The organism is Solibacillus kalamii, assembly GCF_002174535.1.
Classification (GTDB): domain Bacteria; phylum Bacillota; class Bacilli; order Bacillales_A; family Planococcaceae; genus Solibacillus; species Solibacillus silvestris.
Genome location: NZ_NHNT01000001.1, coordinates 372,370 through 388,319, shown reverse-complemented (window position 1 = coordinate 388,319; position 15,950 = coordinate 372,370). Strand labels below are relative to the sequence as shown.

General features: G+C 38.7%; 16 protein-coding genes. 8 read left to right on the top strand and 8 right to left on the bottom strand.

From position 1 onward, the window contains the following. Positions 1 to 28: 28 nt before the first annotated feature. From CBM15_RS01890 to CBM15_RS01870, 5 genes are read right to left on the bottom strand one after another with little or no spacing between them, the layout of a single operon-like run. Positions 29 to 1,105 (bottom strand): ABC transporter substrate-binding protein, encoded by a 1,077-nt coding sequence (locus tag CBM15_RS01890; RefSeq protein WP_087615517.1) that lies wholly within the window; start codon positions 1,103 to 1,105, stop codon positions 29 to 31. After that, complete coding sequence (locus CBM15_RS01885) at positions 1,102 to 1,902, bottom strand: ABC transporter permease (RefSeq protein ID WP_014824571.1); 801 nt, start codon at positions 1,900 to 1,902, stop codon at positions 1,102 to 1,104. The genes CBM15_RS01890 and CBM15_RS01885 overlap by 4 nt, the downstream gene beginning before the upstream one ends. Continuing rightward, positions 1,902 to 2,705: an ABC transporter permease gene (locus CBM15_RS01880; protein ID WP_014824570.1), complete on the bottom strand. Its 804-nt coding sequence runs from the start codon at positions 2,703 to 2,705 to the stop codon at positions 1,902 to 1,904. The genes CBM15_RS01885 and CBM15_RS01880 overlap by 1 nt, the downstream gene beginning before the upstream one ends. After that, entirely contained in the window at positions 2,698 to 3,798 is a 1,101-nt protein-coding gene (locus tag CBM15_RS01875; RefSeq protein ID WP_008403481.1) for an ABC transporter ATP-binding protein, read from the bottom strand. The genes CBM15_RS01880 and CBM15_RS01875 overlap by 8 nt, the downstream gene beginning before the upstream one ends. A gap of 16 nt (positions 3,799 to 3,814) precedes the next feature. After that, positions 3,815 to 4,357 (bottom strand): helix-turn-helix domain-containing protein, encoded by a 543-nt coding sequence (locus CBM15_RS01870; protein WP_008403480.1) that lies wholly within the window; start codon positions 4,355 to 4,357, stop codon positions 3,815 to 3,817. A gap of 226 nt (positions 4,358 to 4,583) precedes the next feature. Here CBM15_RS01870 and CBM15_RS01865 point away from each other — a divergent pair, with 226 nt between their 5' ends. Both CBM15_RS01865 and CBM15_RS01860 read left to right on the top strand, forming a co-directional pair. Further along, positions 4,584 to 5,012: a TlpA family protein disulfide reductase gene (locus CBM15_RS01865; protein WP_039966277.1), complete on the top strand. Its 429-nt coding sequence runs from the start codon at positions 4,584 to 4,586 to the stop codon at positions 5,010 to 5,012. 60 nt (positions 5,013 to 5,072) lie between these two features. Then, positions 5,073 to 5,735 (top strand): potassium channel family protein, encoded by a 663-nt coding sequence (locus tag CBM15_RS01860; protein ID WP_008403478.1) that lies wholly within the window; start codon positions 5,073 to 5,075, stop codon positions 5,733 to 5,735. 100 nt (positions 5,736 to 5,835) lie between these two features. On the opposite strand, the gene rnjA is transcribed toward CBM15_RS01860, so the two are convergent. Together rnjA and CBM15_RS01850 are read right to left on the bottom strand one after the other, a co-directional pair. Next, on the bottom strand, positions 5,836 to 7,503 hold the full coding sequence (gene rnjA, locus CBM15_RS01855) for a ribonuclease J1 (RefSeq protein ID WP_008403476.1): 1,668 nt from the start codon (positions 7,501 to 7,503) through the stop codon (positions 5,836 to 5,838). Positions 7,504 to 7,508: 5 nt separating this feature from the next. Further along, positions 7,509 to 7,718, bottom strand: coding sequence for a DNA-dependent RNA polymerase subunit epsilon (locus tag CBM15_RS01850; protein ID WP_008403475.1), 210 nt, complete (start codon positions 7,716 to 7,718; stop codon positions 7,509 to 7,511). A gap of 340 nt (positions 7,719 to 8,058) precedes the next feature. Between CBM15_RS01850 and CBM15_RS01845 the strand changes: the two genes are divergently transcribed. After that, positions 8,059 to 8,829, top strand: a complete 771-nt coding sequence (locus CBM15_RS01845; protein ID WP_087615516.1) for a Cof-type HAD-IIB family hydrolase — start codon at positions 8,059 to 8,061, stop codon at positions 8,827 to 8,829. A gap of 335 nt (positions 8,830 to 9,164) precedes the next feature. Here CBM15_RS01845 and def read toward each other — a convergent pair whose 3' ends face one another. Further along, positions 9,165 to 9,722 carry a peptide deformylase gene (gene def, locus CBM15_RS01840; RefSeq protein WP_008403471.1) on the bottom strand — a complete coding sequence of 186 codons (558 nt, stop codon included), beginning with the start codon at positions 9,720 to 9,722 and terminating at the stop codon, positions 9,165 to 9,167. A gap of 383 nt (positions 9,723 to 10,105) precedes the next feature. Here def and pdhA point away from each other — a divergent pair, with 383 nt between their 5' ends. From pdhA to CBM15_RS01815, 5 genes are all read left to right on the top strand, one after another. Further along, complete coding sequence (gene pdhA / locus CBM15_RS01835; protein WP_008403469.1) at positions 10,106 to 11,221, top strand: pyruvate dehydrogenase (acetyl-transferring) E1 component subunit alpha; 1,116 nt, start codon at positions 10,106 to 10,108, stop codon at positions 11,219 to 11,221. A 3-nt stretch (positions 11,222 to 11,224) separates the two neighbouring features. Continuing rightward, complete coding sequence (locus CBM15_RS01830; RefSeq protein ID WP_008403467.1) at positions 11,225 to 12,202, top strand: alpha-ketoacid dehydrogenase subunit beta; 978 nt, start codon at positions 11,225 to 11,227, stop codon at positions 12,200 to 12,202. A gap of 18 nt (positions 12,203 to 12,220) precedes the next feature. After that, positions 12,221 to 13,600, top strand: coding sequence for a dihydrolipoamide acetyltransferase family protein (locus tag CBM15_RS01825; protein WP_008403466.1), 1,380 nt, complete (start codon positions 12,221 to 12,223; stop codon positions 13,598 to 13,600). A 4-nt stretch (positions 13,601 to 13,604) separates the two neighbouring features. Continuing rightward, entirely contained in the window at positions 13,605 to 15,017 is a 1,413-nt protein-coding gene (gene lpdA / locus CBM15_RS01820; RefSeq protein WP_087615515.1) for a dihydrolipoyl dehydrogenase, read from the top strand. Between the two features lie 308 nt (positions 15,018 to 15,325). Next, positions 15,326 to 15,757, top strand: coding sequence for a hypothetical protein (locus tag CBM15_RS01815; RefSeq protein ID WP_087615514.1), 432 nt, complete (start codon positions 15,326 to 15,328; stop codon positions 15,755 to 15,757). Positions 15,758 to 15,950 lie beyond the last annotated feature (193 nt).

Sequence of the window (15,950 nt, the reverse complement as noted above, 5' to 3'; positions counted from 1 at the left end):
GACCAAAAATTTTGGTCACGCTTTTGTTCTATCTCAAACTCATCTTAAATTCAAGGAAGTATTCGTTATATTTACCTAACCATTCAAGGCCAAGGTTTTCGTAAACTTCCAATGTTTCACGTTGGTCATGTGACGGATAGAAACGTTCGTCGTTAATAACTTCTTCGTCCATGAGTTCCCATGCGGCTTCATTCGGTGTTGAATAGCCGACATAGTCCGCGTTTTGCGCAGCATTTTCAGGATCAAGCATAAAGTTGATAAATTTATGGGCACCTTCAATATTTTGTGAAGTTTTTGGAATGACCATATTATCAAACCATAAGTTAGAGCCTTCTTGCGGTACGGCAAACTCCAATTCTTCATTTTCCCACATCATATCTGCGGCCTGACCGGAGAATGTTAATGCTACAGATGCTTCATTGTTTATCATAAGCGGAGTAATCTCATCGCCTATAATCGCTTTTATATTTGGTGAAAGCTCAATTAAGTGATCTGTCGCTTCACGCAATAAATCTTCATCTTTCACATTAAGCGATTCGCCGATTGAGTTCAGTCCCATCCCAATTACTTCACGTGAACCATCAACTAGAAATACTTTTCGTTTTAATGAAGGATCCCATAAGTCTTCCCAAGTTTCGAATGTTAAATGGTCTTCGATTAAATTCGGATTATAGACAACCCCAACTGTTCCCCAGAAATAAGGAATGGAGTATTCATTGCCCGGATCGAACGGCAGATCCATAAAGTCTGCATTAATATTTTTCAGATTGGGCACTAAATCGTGATTAATCGGAATGAGCAGGTCATCTTCCTTCATCGATTCGATTGTATATTCAGAAGGGACCGCAATATCATATGCAGAGCCGCCTTGCTGTACTTTCGTCAACATCGCTTCATTTGAATCAAATGTTTCATATGTTACTTTAATTCCTGTTTCTTCTTCAAACTTATCGATCAATTCCGGGTCGATATATTCACCCCAGTTATAAACTGTTAATGTATCTTTACTTCCTGCAGAACCAGCTGATTGCATACGGTCAACTGTAAAAAACAGTAGGGCACATACAATGACAATGGCAGCCGTTGCTTGTACTAATTCTCTCATCGTTGTCCCCCCGTTGCTACTGATTTTGAACGTTTGTTAATAAAGTAGTAACCGATTACTATTAATACCGTTACCGCAAATACTAACCCGGAAATGGCATTGATTGTTAACGAAATGCCGGCACGGGCCATTGAGTAAATTTCTACAGATAATGTACTGAAGCCATTTCCTGTTACGAAAAATGTAACCGCGAAATCATCTAGAGAATAAGTCAACGCCATAAAGAATCCGGCAAAAATCCCTGGTGAAATATACGGTAAAATAACACGTGTTAATACATCGCGTTTAGTTGCACCTAAATCTCGTGCAGCATCAATTAGGGAAGTGTTCATTTCAAGCAATTTAGGTAAAACCATGAGTACAACGATCGGTACACTGAACGCAATATGCGATACAAGTACAGAAGCGAATCCTAGTTTTACACCGATCATCGTAAATAAAATTAAGAAGCTTGCACCGATGACAACGTCAGGTGAAACAATCAAAACATTATTTAACGAAAGCAACGTATTGCGCATCTTTTTGTCTTTCAATGAAACAATACCGACTGCCCCGAGCGTTCCGATAATCGTTGCAATTAAACCTGATAAAAGGGCAACGAGTACTGTATTCAGCAAAATAATAATTAATCGTGAATCATCAAATACAGCCGCATAGTGCTCAAGTGTGAATGATTCGAAATTATTCATGCTGCCGCCACTATTAAAGGAGTAGAAAATTAAATAAAATATGGGTGCGTAAAGGATCGCGAATACGAAAAGTAAATATACTTTCGACATAGCGGACAACTTTTTCATCAGACACGTCCTCCTTTAGATTTTTGTTTCGTGAACAGCATTGTGAGCACCATGAATAAAATTAAGAACACGGCAATTGTCGAACCCATACCCCAGTTTTGAGAAACGAGGAATTGTTGCTCGATCGCCGTCCCTAAAGTAATGACCTGGTTTCCGGCGATTAAACGTGTAATCATAAACAGTGACAGTGCCGGAATGAACGTTACTTGAATACCTGATTTTACGCCGTCGATTGTCAGCGGGAAAATGACACGGCGGAAAGTTGTCCATGCATTTGCCCCTAAGTCACGTGAAGCATAAATAAGTGAAGGATTCATTTTATCCAATGAGTTGAAAATCGGAATAATCATAAACGGAATGAAAATATAGACCGATACAAATACGAAACTAAAGTCTGTAAATAAAATTTGCTTTGGATCAAAACCAAACACTTCGATCAGTGCATTGATCGGACCGTATAAACCGAAAATGCCGATAAATGCGTATGTTTTTAACAGCAGGTTAATCCAAGAAGGGATAATAATCAGCATAAGCCATAGCTGTTTATGCTTCGTTTTTGTCAGTAAGTAAGCAGTAGGGTAGGCAAATAATAATGTGAATAATGTAATTAAAAACGCATACCAGAAACTGCTCAATGTCATTTTCAAATAAACCGGTGTAAAGAACTTCGCATAGTTGGCCAATGTAAAGTTCCCGTTCAAATCAAGAACAGAATAATAGACGATTAACGCAATTGGTGCGATAACGAATAAAATTATCCAAAATACGTAGGGGATTAACGGTCCTTTAGCTGTTTTATTCATGTTCTTCATCCCCATACGCTTCCAGACGTTTATCAAAATCTTCTTCCGTTTCGTTTAAACGCATTACGTGAATTGCTTCCGGATCAAAGTCCAGCCCAATTTCCGCTCCAACTTCCGCTTTTTTCAATGAATGGACAAGCCATTCATTGCCGTCTTTATCATATGTCGATAATTCGTAGTGCACGCCACGGAATAACTGTGTATCTACTGTTACGATCAGCTTGCCGTTTTCAGGTGTTGTTATTTCCAAGTCTTCAGGACGAATGACAATATCGATTTTTTCATTCGGCTTCATCCCTGCATCGACACATTCAAACTCTTTTCCGGCAAATTTAACACGGTAATCTTCAATCATGATTCCGTCCACAATATTGGATTCACCGATAAAGTCCGCAACAAAACGGTTGATTGGCTCATCATAAATATCAACAGGTGTACCGGATTGTTTAATTTCACCTTGAGAAAGAACAAATATTTCATCACTCATCGCAAGCGCTTCTTCCTGGTCATGTGTAACAAATATAAATGTTTTGCCAAGACGCTGCTGCAGTTCGCGAAGCTCATACTGCATTTCTGTACGCAATTTTAAATCAAGTGCAGATAAAGGCTCATCGAGTAAAATTACATCCGGATCATTTACAATCGCACGGGCAATCGCAACACGCTGACGCTGACCACCAGACATTTCCGAAATTTCGCGGCTGCCGTAGCCTGCCAAGTTAACAAACTTCAGTGCTTCCTGCACACGTTCCTTCACTTCAGCTTCTTTCACTTTTTTGATACGTAAGCCGAATGCTACATTTTCAAAAACATTCAAGTGAGGGAAGAGCGCATAATCCTGAAATACTGTGTTTACTTGGCGTTCATTTGCAGGCACATCATTAATTCGTTTTCCGTTGAAGAAAACATCCCCCGTAGAAGCATCGGTAAACCCAGCGATAATACGTAAAATTGTCGTCTTCCCACACCCTGATGGTCCGAGTAATGTGTAGAACTTGCCTCGTTCCAATTCAAAGTTAATATTTTTTAATACTACTGTTCCGTCATCATATGATTTTGTGACATTTTCAAAGCGAATAATTGTGTTATCCATTTTGCATCCTCCTAATTTATAAATATGATTGTGTCGCGACAAGGAGCAATTTTGTTATGCCACTGTGCGCATTGAAAATTTGATGGTTGGAAGATGCTTCGTAATATACGGCATCACCTTCACTTGCTATGTATTCATCATTGCCCAAAACGACTCGAATTCGTCCATTTTGCACATAGATGAAGGTCTCTGCCAGTGACGGCTCAAATGCTTTAAATTCTGCATCTTTTTGCAATGTAATGAAAACAGGCTCCATTTCTTTCTCGTTAGAAGTAGGAATAAGCCATTCAATTTCATATTTTTTATCCTGATCAATAAAGCATGTTTGATCATCTTTTGTGAAAACAATTTTTTCATTTTCTTGCGTATCATCAAAAAAGTCTCGTGGTGTACACCCGAGAACTTCCAGTAAGTTAAACAATGTTTCGATGGAAGGGGAATTTAAGTCTCGCTCAAGTTGAGAAATATAGCCCTTCGATAAATCGGTACGTTCTCCGAGCTCTTCCTGGGTTAACCCCTTTTTTATGCGCAAGGCTTTAATTTTTGAACCAATTTGCATATAGTCACACCCTTTATTTTAGTTCTCAAATAGTTTACTGTTGATAAACCTTGAGTAAGGAAGTTTACTTTTACATTACTTTAAGTTTACGAAAGCATTAATAATTATACATAATATCGCTGTATTTTCAAGGGTCTAAGCCAAATATGTATGGAAATACGTAAGGGATAATTTTTGTGGTACCGATAAAACCGTCAATACATATGTTACAACGAGGTGAGTATAATTGAGGATTCGCACATTAATGCCATCGTTAAGTGGCGCGACAAGAATATTAAATCGGAAAAATACTTACGAGGAAAGTGCTAAAGCAACATTGGTGTATTTTTGGTCAATGAGCTGTTCGGAATGTGCCCAGTCTATAAAGAACTTGAAGGAACTGGAACGTATATTCGGGGATCGGTTAACGGTTCACGCAATCCATATGCCCAGAGAGAAAGAGGACTATTCGGAAACCCTTGTAAAAGAGAAAATAAAGCAACTGGATATAATATACCCTGTTTATCTGGATAATGAACTAAAAATAAGCGACAGGTTTGGAAACAAATTTGTACCTGCATTCTATATATTTGATCAACAGCAGCAATTGCGCTTTTTTAAGGCGGGCTATTTTGCATTGAAATTATTGCAACAGAAAATAGAACGCATAATTTAATGACAATAACTGAATGTATGCGTTAAACTAGTGGCAACTGGATGTTCGGAGGAGAATAGTATGAAAAAAGAATTTGTAGTAATAGGTCTTGGTCGTTTTGGAGGAAGTATTGTACGTGAACTCGTTAAACAGGGGGCCAATGTAATGGCCATTGATACTGATAGTGAACGTGTCGATGAATATGCCCGGATTGCCACACAGGCTGTAGTAGCAGATACGACAGAAGAGGAAACGATCAAATCACTCGGTTTATGGAATTTCGAACATGTCATTGTAGCCATTGGAGAAGATATCCAGTCGAGTATTTTAACGACGCTTATTTTAAAAGAGCTCGGCGTTCCGCAAATTACAGTGAAGGCGCAAAACGACTACCATGAAAAAGTATTGCTGAAAATCGGTGCGGACTTTGTTGTGCACCCTGAACGTGATATGGGAATCCGGATCGCCAATAACATGATGTCAAATAGTGTTCTGGACTATTTGGAGATTTCGGGTGAACATTCCATCATGGAAGTTAAGGCAAACGAAAGTATTGCCGGCCAGTCGCTCATTGAACTCGATGTACGTGCAAAATACGGCTTGAATATCGTCGGCATTACGCGCGGAGAGGAAATTATGATTTCTCCAAATGCAACAGAGCGCATTCAAGTAGGGGATGTCCTCCTTATTATCGGCGCAGATGTCGACATTAACCGATTTGTGAAGAAGGTTATTCAGAAGTAAGTTAGACCGTTATTGACGATAATAAATTTGATATAACTAAAAATCCATCATCTTGCGAAAGCAAAATGATGGATTTTTTATATTGAGGACTAGTCCCGTTTTATACTTCCATAATGATCGGTAAAATCATTGGACGACGTTTCGTTTTTTCATATAAATATGGGCCTAATACATCGGTAATTTCATTTTTCAAATCATTCCATTGTGTATCTTTTTCCTGAATCGTGCTGTTTAAATGATGGTTCAGCATTTTTTGTGCTTCATTAATCATCATGCCCGATTCACGCATATACACAAATCCACGAGAAATAATATCCGGACCAGAAACAATTTTGTTTTTAGCCATATCGACACTTACAACTACGATGACTAAACCTTCTTCGGAAAGAATTCGACGGTCGCGTAATACGATATTGCCGATATCCCCGATTCCGTTTCCATCGATATACACATCGCCTGAAGGAATGCGCCCTGCAACATGTGCTTCATTTGCACTTAACGCAAGAACATCTCCATTTTCCATAACGAATGAGTTTTCCAATGGAACTTCACAAGCTTCAGCTAATTCAGTATGAATTTTCAACATGCGGTATTCACCGTGAATCGGCATAAAGAATTTCGGTTTCATTAAACGAAGCATAAGCTTTTGTTCTTGTTGAGAACCGTGACCTGAAGTATGGATATTATTTAATGCGCCATGGATAACTTCTGCACCAGCGCGGAATAATAAGTTGATGATTTTGTTTACGCTCATCGTGTTACCAGGAACCGGAGAAGATGAGAAGACAACTGTATCACCAGGCTGGATTTGAATCTGACGGTGTGTACCGTTAGCAATACGTGATAATGCAGCCATTGGTTCACCTTGAGAACCGGTACATAAAATCATCACTTCATTTGCAGGTAAACGGTTTAAGCTTTGTATATCAACAAATGTTTCTTTAGGTGCTGTAATATAGCCTAATTCACGGCCGATTGTAATCGCATTATCCATTGAACGACCGAACACAGCAACTTTACGACCATATTTCACAGCTGCATCAGTTGCCTGTTGTAAACGGTGGATATTTGAAGCGAATGTTGCAAAAATAATACGTCCGTCAACTTTACGGAAAATTTCGTCAATGCTTTTCCCGACTGTACGTTCAGACATTGTAAAATCAGGCTTTTCGGCATTTGTACTATCCGATAGTAAACAAAGGACGCCATCACGGCCGATTTCCGCCATTTTCGTCAAGTTAGCAGGCTCGCCTACTGGAGTAAAGTCAAACTTAAAGTCACCAGTATGCACAATATTACCCGGTGGTGTCTTGATGACAATACCATATGCATCTGGAATACTATGTGTTGTACGGAAGAAGCTAACAGCTGTTTTACGGAATTTAATGACATCATTCTCTTTAAATTCAATCAGTTTTGTTGTACGTAATAAGCCATGCTCTTCTAATTTGTTGCGAAGTAGACCTAGTGCAAGTTTCCCGCCGTATACAGGAATGTTAACTTGACGTAATAAATAAGGAATACCACCGATATGATCTTCGTGACCATGTGTTATAAATAAGCCTTTGATTTTGTCTACGTTTCGAACTAAATACGTATAGTCTGGAATTACATAGTCAATGCCAAGTAAATCGTCTTCAGGGAACTTAATACCTGCATCTATTAGTATGATTTCATCTTGGAATTGTACTGCATATGTGTTTTTGCCGATTTCGCCCAGTCCGCCGAGTGCGAATACAGCCGCTTGATCATTCTTAACGAATTTCATAACTGTTAAGCGTTCTCCAGACGGAAATTCGGGCTATTTTGTTCATATTCTAAATAGTTGCCTTCTAGAAGTTGAACAAGTTCAATATTGTAGTTACGGTCTTTTAAATAGTGACGTACTTCACGTTCAGATGACGCCTCTAAATAAAGTGTTTTTGTGTTTTCGCGAACTGGAATCTCAGAAATGTTTTCTTGATAATAGACTTTGTAAATCATAGTTACTCTCCTTTAAGTACGAACATTATTACTGCACTTCTAACTTGTAGAAAAATGCATTTCCTTTATATTATCACGGGACTCCTTTAAAATAAAGAAAAGCCATTCAAATTTCGTCAACATCAACGTGATCACGAATCAAAAAAAATGGCACGTCCTATAATCGGGCGTGCCATTGTAAATGAAGTGTTAGGCAATTAATTTTTTTCCGAGGATGCCATTTAATCGTTTCCGCCATTTCTTTTTGAGACGCTTTAACATAGGTCATCACTCCTCACACTCATTATACTAAATATTCAGATTTTTGTAAAGGGCTATAAAATTAAAGGAGTGTTATAAATTGAAGAAAATATTATTTTTTGATGTAGACGGCACACTATACAATTCAGATAAAAAATTACCTGCTTCAGCAAAGGATGCTATATTTAAAGCACGAGAAAATGGTCACGAAATTGCGATTGCAACGGGACGAGCACCATTCATGATAAAAGATATAATGGAAGAACTGCAAATCGATACATATGTGACATTTAACGGGCAATATGTTGTTTATAAAGGTGAAGTCGTTTATACAGATCAAATCGACAATGAAACATTAACGGAAATCCTGGAATTTGGTGCACAGCGAAATCATCCGTTAGTTTTCCTGAATGAAAAGGAAATGATCGCTAGCGAAAGCGATTATGAAAGTGTGGAAAGCAGTTTAGCAACACTTCAATATCCATATCCGCAAATTGATCCGCAATACTATTTGCATACACCGGTGTATCAAACACTCTTATTTATAGAAGAAAAAGAGCAGCCGATATATGAACAGCAATTCCCTAAAGTCCAATTTATCCGTTGGCACCCTTTCTCTTGCGATGTGCTGCCGGACGGTGGTTCAAAGGCAAACGGCATTCGAAAATTGCTGGAACATATTGATGTGCCGGTAGAGGATGTTATTACATTTGGCGATGGATTAAATGATATTGAGATGCTTTCAGAGTTTGGCTATAGTGTAGCAATGGAAAATGGACATGAACGAGCGAAGGAAGTAGCTTCAATGATTGCAGGACATGTGGATAATGACGGTTTAGCTGACGCAATGAACAAATTGAAATTGATATAGGCAGGTTAGAAAAAGCGTTGTGAAAAGATTTTTTCGCAGCGTTTTTTTTTTGTATTGAAAGATGGAGGTGATTTTATTAGAACAATGTGAATGGTTATTGGAAGATTGGAAGTAGATATTAGAAAGTAGAGAAAGGATTTTAGAATATGTAGCTGCCGTTTTAGAACAATTGGCACGTATATTAGAAAATTTTAATTTTATTAGAAAGGTTAAAAGGATATTAGAACAGTTGCAATTTTATTTGAACTTTTAAAAGCTGTGGCTACTTTCTTCTATAGTAACAGGTCAAAAAAAGACCCCATTTTCGCTACTAACGAAAACGGGATCTGCAGAAGTCAGTCTCTTCCGAATGGAATACTGTTTTCTAATTGGACAAACGGGTCTTTTTCATCGATACGATCGTAAAACATAACTCCGTTTAAATGATCTAATTCGTGCTGGAATGCGATTGCAGGAAGACCAGATAAACGCATTTTCTTTTCTTCTCCGTCCACTGTCATAAATTTCACAGTGATACGTGCATAGCGATAGACATAACCAGGAATGGCGCGGTCTACAGATAAGCAGCCCTCACCACTTGTTATATAAGTCTGTTCAACAGAATGGCTTACAATTTTAGGGTTAACCGCCACAAAGCTGATCAGTTCACCATTTTCATCTTCCAAATGCAGTGCAAACATGCGTTTTAAACTGTTTACCTGGTTTGCAGCTAAGCCGATGCCGCCGCGTAAATTATATTTTTCAGCAATTTCAGGATTTTGGCTATTAATTAAATATTGCAGCATATCATCTGCGAGCTTTCGATCTTCTGCTGATAACGGAAAAGTTACTTCCTCCGCGCGGGTGCGTAAAGTAGGGTGTCCTTCACGGATAATATGTTCCATTAAAATCATGTGAAACTTCCTTTCAGTTCAAACTTATATGTGTAAGTATACACGACTCTCCGGAATCGAAGTAAGAAAAAACCTTCTCGAAAAGAAAATTATCATAAATTCCGATTTAACAATTCATTATAAGGGAATGAATATATGATAAGGAGTTATAAATTAAATAACAATATTTATAGGCTGTTTTTTCTATTATAGTACAGAGGTGATTCAAGTGTGATACAGGTAATGTAACTGTATTAGTTTGGCCGAATGTGAGGAAAAATCTTTAATTAAGATGATAAACAATGATTGACCGATAGAATTTTATTCTTTATACTCGGGATATAGAAACGTTGTACTAGTAAAAAACGAATTTTTTTTAATACAGTTCAAAGGGGATGTAAACAATGGCAGAAAAAATGAAAAATCAATTGGACCCAGCTGGAACGTTACAGGATATTGAAAGTAAGTTTGAGATGTTCCAAATTTTAAACGAGCAGGGTGAAATAGTAAACGAAGCGGCAATGCCGGACTTAACAGACGAGCAATTAGTTGAATTGATGGAACGTATGGTATACGTACGTATTTTAGATCAACGTTCGATTTCGTTAAATCGTCAAGGACGCCTAGGTTTCTATGCACCGACTGCGGGTCAGGAAGCTTCTCAGTTAGCTTCGCATTATGCGCTGGAAAAAGAAGACTGGATTTTGCCGGGTTACCGTGATGTGCCACAAATCGTTATGCACGGTTTACCATTATGGAAAGCATTTTTATTCAGCCGCGGCCACTTCATCGGTAACCAAGTACCGGAAGGCGTTAATGTATTGGCACCACAAATTATTATTGGTGCACAATATATCCAAACAGCGGGTGTAGCACTTGGTTTACAAAAACGTGGTTCAAAAACAGTTGCGATTACTTATACAGGTGATGGTGGTTCATCACAAGGGGATTTCTACGAAGGTATTAACTTTGCAGGTGCTTTCAAATCTCCGGCGATTTTCATCGTACAAAACAACCAATATGCAATTTCGACACCACGTGAATTACAGACGGCCGCTAAAACAATTGCACAAAAAGGTATAGCAGCAGGTATTCCAAGTATATTGGTAGATGGAATGGACCCATTAGCAGTATATGCAGCAACAAAGGATGCGCGTGACCGTGCAGTTCGCGGTGAAGGGCCGACTTTAATCGAAACAATGTGTTACCGATATGGGCCTCATACGATGGCGGGGGATGACCCGACACGTTACCGTACTACAGATATCGACAATGAGTGGGCTGCGAAAGATCCATTAGTACGCTTCCGCACATTCCTTGAAGGAAAAGGTCTATGGGATGAGCAAAAAGAAGAAGCAGTAATCGAACGTGCTAAAGAAGAGATTAAAGATGCGATTAAACAAGCAGATCAAGCACCAAAACAAAAAGTTACGGAATTAATGGAAAATATGTACGCTGGAGAAATGCCGGCGAACTTAAAAGAACAGTATGCGATTTATAAAGAGAAGGAGTCGAAATAAGCCATGGCACAAATGACAATGATTCAAGCAATTACAGATGCATTACGTTGCGAATTAAAAAATGACGAGAACGTTTTAGTATTCGGTGAAGACGTTGGTGTAAACGGCGGGGTTTTCCGCGCAACAGAAGGTCTTCAAAAAGAATTCGGCGTTGATCGTGTATTTGATACGCCACTTGCAGAATCAGGAATCGGTGGTTTAGCAATTGGTTTAGCGTTAACTGGATACCGTCCAGTACCTGAAATTCAATTTTTCGGCTTCGTATTCGAAGTAATGGATTCAATCAGCGGGCAAATGGCGCGTATGAAATACCGTTCAGGCGGTACGTATAATGCACCAGTAACAATCCGTTCCCCATTTGGCGGTGGTGTTCATACACCGGAAATGCACTCGGATTCATTAGAAGGGTTAATGGCTCAATCACCTGGATTAAAAGTAGTCGTTCCATCAACACCGTATGATGCAAAAGGATTGCTAATAGCTTCTATTCGTGACGATAATCCGGTTATTTTCCTAGAGCATTTAAAACTTTACCGTTCATTCCGTGAAGAAGTTCCGGAGGAGTCATATACAATTGAATTGGGTAAAGCAGATGTGAAGCGTGAAGGAAAAGACCTTTCTATCATTGCTTACGGCTTAATGGTACACGAAAGTCTAAAAGCGGCAGAAGAGTTGGAGAAAGAAGGCTACTCAGTAGAAGTAATCGATTTACGTACAATTCAGCCGTTAGATATCGAAACAATTATTGCATCTGTTGAAAAAACAGGCCGCGCAATTGTTGTTCAGGAAGCTCAAAAGCAGGCAGGTATTGCGGCAAATGTTGTCGCAGAAATTACAGAACGTGCGATTCTATCATTGGAAGCGCCGGTATTACGTGTAGCTGCACCAGATACAATCTATTCATTCCCGCAAGCAGAAGGTGTATGGTTACCGACGTATAAAAATGTAATGGAAACTGCAAAGAAAGTCTTAACATTCTAAGAATTGAGGGTGAGATAAATGGCATTTACGTTTCGTTTACCAGATATCGGAGAAGGTATTCATGAAGGTGAAATCGTCAAATGGTTCGTTAAACCTGGCGATCAAGTAAAAGAAGACGATATTTTAGCAGAAGTTCAAAATGATAAAGCAGTCGTAGAAATTCCGTCACCAGTTGATGGTACAGTAGAAGAAATTTTCGTAGAAGAAGGAACGGTGGCGATTGTCGGGGATGCCTTAATCCGCTTTGATGCACCAGGCTATGAAGATTTAAAACTAAAAGGTGATGACCACCACGAATCAAATGAATCAAATAAAACAGAAGCACAAGTACAGTCTACTGCTGAGGCTGGCCAGGATGTGAAAAAAGAAGAAACTAAATCGGATAAAAATGCAGACACTGCTCAGCCGGAAGCTCCAGCTGAAACGGAAAAAGCTGCATCACCATCTGAATCAGAAACTTCAGGCAAACGCATTATCGCAATGCCTTCTGTCCGTAAGTATGCTCGTGAAAAAGGTGTCGAGATTCAGCAAGTTTCTGGCACAGGCAAAAATGGCCGTGTGCTTAAAGAAGATATTGAAAGCTTCCTAAATGGAGGTCAACAGTCTGCTTCTGAAACAGAAGAAGTGAAAGAGACACAAGCAGAAGAAAAACAAGCAGCAACAAAACAAGCTGCTCCAGTTGCGCTTGAAGGGGAATTCCCTGAAACACGCGAAAAAATGAGCGGTATCCGCAAGGCAATTGCAAAAGCGATGGTTCATTCAAAACATACGGCTCCGCACGTAACGTTAATGGATGAAGTGGACGTAACAGAACTTGTTGCACACCGTAAGCAATTCAAAGATATTGCAGCAGAGCAAGGTGTTAAATTAACGTTTTTACCGTACGTTGTGAAAGCTTTAATCTCGACTTTGCGTAAATATCCTGAATTTAACCGTTCACTGGATGATGCAACACAAGAAATTATTCAAAAACATTACTATAATATTGGTATTGCAGCTGACACAGAAAGAGGTTTATTAGTTCCTGTTCTTAAGCATGCTGACCGTAAATCTGTATTTGGCTTATCACAGGAAATTAATGAATTGGCTGTAAAAGCACGTGATGGTAAGCTAGCACCGCATGAAATGAAGGGTGCGTCAATGTCAATTTCAAATATCGGTTCAGCTGGTGGACAATGGTTCACACCGGTAATTAACCATCCTGAAGTGGCGATCTTAGGAATTGGTCGTATTTCAGAGAAACCAGTAATAAAAAATGGTGAAATTGTAGCAGCACATGTGTTAGCATTATCATTGAGCTTTGATCATCGAATGATCGATGGAGCGACTGCACAAAACGCTTTAAATCATTTAAAACGTTTATTAAGTGAGCCGCAACTATTATTAATGGAGGCGTAAAAAAATGGTAGTAGGAGATTTTCCAATCGAACTAGATACTCTTGTAGTAGGTTCTGGCCCTGGTGGCTATGTAGCAGCAATTCGTGCAGCACAAACAGGTCAAAAAGTAACAATCGTTGAACGTGGAGCATTAGGTGGGGTATGTTTAAACGTAGGTTGTATCCCTTCTAAAGCTTTAATTTCAGTAGGTCACCGCTTTGAAAATGCCCAACATTCAGATGATATGGGTATTACTGCATCTGAAGTGAAATTAGACTGGTCTAAAGCACAAGCATTTAAAGACGGCGTTGTTAAAAAATTAGTTGGCGGCGTTGAAGGCTTATTAAAAGGAAACAAAGTAGATATCGTAAAAGGTGAAGCATACTTCGTGGATGCAAACACTGTACGTATTATCGACGGCGATAATGCTCAAACTTATACATTCAAAAATGCTATTTTAGCAACAGGATCTCGTCCAATCGAAATCCCAACATTTAAATTTACTAAGCGTGTAGTAAGCTCAACTGGTGCGTTATCTTTCCCTGAAGTACCAGGTAAATTAGTAGTTATCGGTGGCGGTTACATCGGTACTGAGCTTGGTTCTGCTTATGCTAACTTAGGTTCTCAAGTAACAATTATCGAAGGCGGTAAAGATATTTTAGCTGGCTTCGAAAAACAAATGACGCAAATCGTTAAAAAAGGTCTTAAGAAAAAGGGCGTTGAAGTTGTAGTAAACGCATCTGCTAAAGGCGTAGAAGAAAACGAAAACGGCGTTATCGTTACTTATGAAGCAGGTGGCGAAGAAAAAACTGTTGAAGCAGATTACGTATTAGTAACTGTAGGTCGTCGTCCGAATACGGATGAAATGGGCTTAGAAGAAGTAGGTATTAAATTCGCAGAACGCGGATTATTGGAAGTAGACAAACAAGGTCGTACTTCAGTATCGAACATTTATGCAATCGGTGATATCGTTGCAGGTCCACAACTTGCTCATAAAGCTTCTTATGAAGGTAAAGTTGCTGCAGAAGCAATCGCTGGTGAACCATCAGTAGTTGACTACTTAGCAATTCCAGCAGTATGCTTCACTGATCCAGAAATGGCAACTGTAGGCTACTCTGAAGAGCAAGCAAAAGCGGAAGGTTTAGAAGTGAAAGCTGCTAAATTCCCATTCGCTGCAAACGGTCGTGCATTAGCATTAAACGAAACAGAAGGCTTCGTGAAACTAGTAGCACGTAAAGAAGACGGCTTATTAGTCGGTGCTCAAATCGTTGGTGTTGGTGCTTCTGATATGATCGCTGAAATGGCAACTGCTATTGAAGGCGGCATGACTGCAGAAGATATCGCATTAACTATCCATGCACACCCAACTTTAGGTGAAATTACAATGGAAGCTGCTGAAGTTTTACTAGGCAACCCAATCCATATTGTAACTAAATAATTTTATAAAATATGCACTGCCCATTTGATAATGGGCAGTGTTTTTTGATGGTATGATGTGGGGTTCTTACAAGAAAAGGGCCTTTTATGAAGGCAGAAAAAATTTTCCTGCGTTTATACTCAAGGTTTTTAAATTGTAAAAAATGGTTAAATATAACTGGAAGAGACATTTGAAAAGTTAAATCAACAAAGTGAAAAAAGAAACTGCAAAGTAAATGGACATAAGCGATTTATGAAAAGAAACAGGAGGGTCAAACAGAGCGTTTTGCCACAATTGCTTTAAATATATTAGTAAGGAAACTGCTGGAAGTGCAAAAAGAAGATTTTACAAAAGACTCTTATGAGTTGTTACAGCACGCCATATGCAATTCTATCAACATGAAGTCTATTAATATAGGGCAAGCTTATGACGACCTGATAATAGTCGCCAGGAAACTTCAAACAAAGCCTTTAATAATGGAATCGCTTCCTCCGTATAAATATATTAATCGAGAAAATCCGGTTCAAAATGCCGAATCCGTTTTACGGAATACATTGCAGGCAATTTTATTCAATGTAAACCAATTTCCGTATAATGAAATGACAGATCGATCTGTCGCACAAATAAATCAGACAATCCAATTTCCAAAAGAAGCGATTGCTGAAAATACAACTATACATGAACTGATTTTTGCCTTAAGAAGCGTTTTTGAATCAGTGATGGATGTACAGCTAATAAAAAAAGATGAATTGAGTAATTAAAGATATCGGAATTGGGAGCAGCGGGATATTTAAGGATATTTTAATACAAAACTGCTGAACGAAACTATCTTGTATAAATTTTAACAAGGTAGCTTTTAACGTTTCTTTTAAAAGAAATGACCAAATTATAGTAGGAAAATAAAATAGACAGAAATTTCTAATGGACGTACAATTAATACTGTGTAAAGGGGGG

What these genes read in the sequence shown, in the direction of transcription:
- CBM15_RS01850 (WP_008403475.1), bottom strand. Translation starts at nt 7,718, where the DNA reads ATGATTTACAAAGTCTATTATCAAGAAAACATTTCTGAGATTCCAGTT.
- CBM15_RS01870 (WP_008403480.1), bottom strand. Translation starts at nt 4,357, where the DNA reads ATGCAAATTGGTTCAAAAATTAAAGCCTTGCGCATAAAAAAGGGGTTA.
- def (WP_008403471.1), bottom strand. Translation starts at nt 9,722, where the DNA reads ATGATTTTAATGGAACATATTATCCGTGAAGGACACCCTACTTTACGC.
- lpdA (WP_087615515.1), top strand. Translation starts at nt 13,605, where the DNA reads ATGGTAGTAGGAGATTTTCCAATCGAACTAGATACTCTTGTAGTAGGT.
- rnjA (WP_008403476.1), bottom strand. Translation starts at nt 7,503, where the DNA reads ATGAAATTCGTTAAGAATGATCAAGCGGCTGTATTCGCACTCGGCGGA.
- CBM15_RS01875 (WP_008403481.1), bottom strand. Translation starts at nt 3,798, where the DNA reads ATGGATAACACAATTATTCGCTTTGAAAATGTCACAAAATCATATGAT.
- CBM15_RS01860 (WP_008403478.1), top strand. Translation starts at nt 5,073, where the DNA reads ATGAAAAAAGAATTTGTAGTAATAGGTCTTGGTCGTTTTGGAGGAAGT.
- CBM15_RS01880 (WP_014824570.1), bottom strand. Translation starts at nt 2,705, where the DNA reads ATGAATAAAACAGCTAAAGGACCGTTAATCCCCTACGTATTTTGGATA.
- CBM15_RS01890 (WP_087615517.1), bottom strand. Translation starts at nt 1,105, where the DNA reads ATGAGAGAATTAGTACAAGCAACGGCTGCCATTGTCATTGTATGTGCC.
- CBM15_RS01830 (WP_008403467.1), top strand. Translation starts at nt 11,225, where the DNA reads ATGGCACAAATGACAATGATTCAAGCAATTACAGATGCATTACGTTGC.
- pdhA (WP_008403469.1), top strand. Translation starts at nt 10,106, where the DNA reads ATGGCAGAAAAAATGAAAAATCAATTGGACCCAGCTGGAACGTTACAG.
- CBM15_RS01825 (WP_008403466.1), top strand. Translation starts at nt 12,221, where the DNA reads ATGGCATTTACGTTTCGTTTACCAGATATCGGAGAAGGTATTCATGAA.
- CBM15_RS01885 (WP_014824571.1), bottom strand. Translation starts at nt 1,902, where the DNA reads ATGAAAAAGTTGTCCGCTATGTCGAAAGTATATTTACTTTTCGTATTC.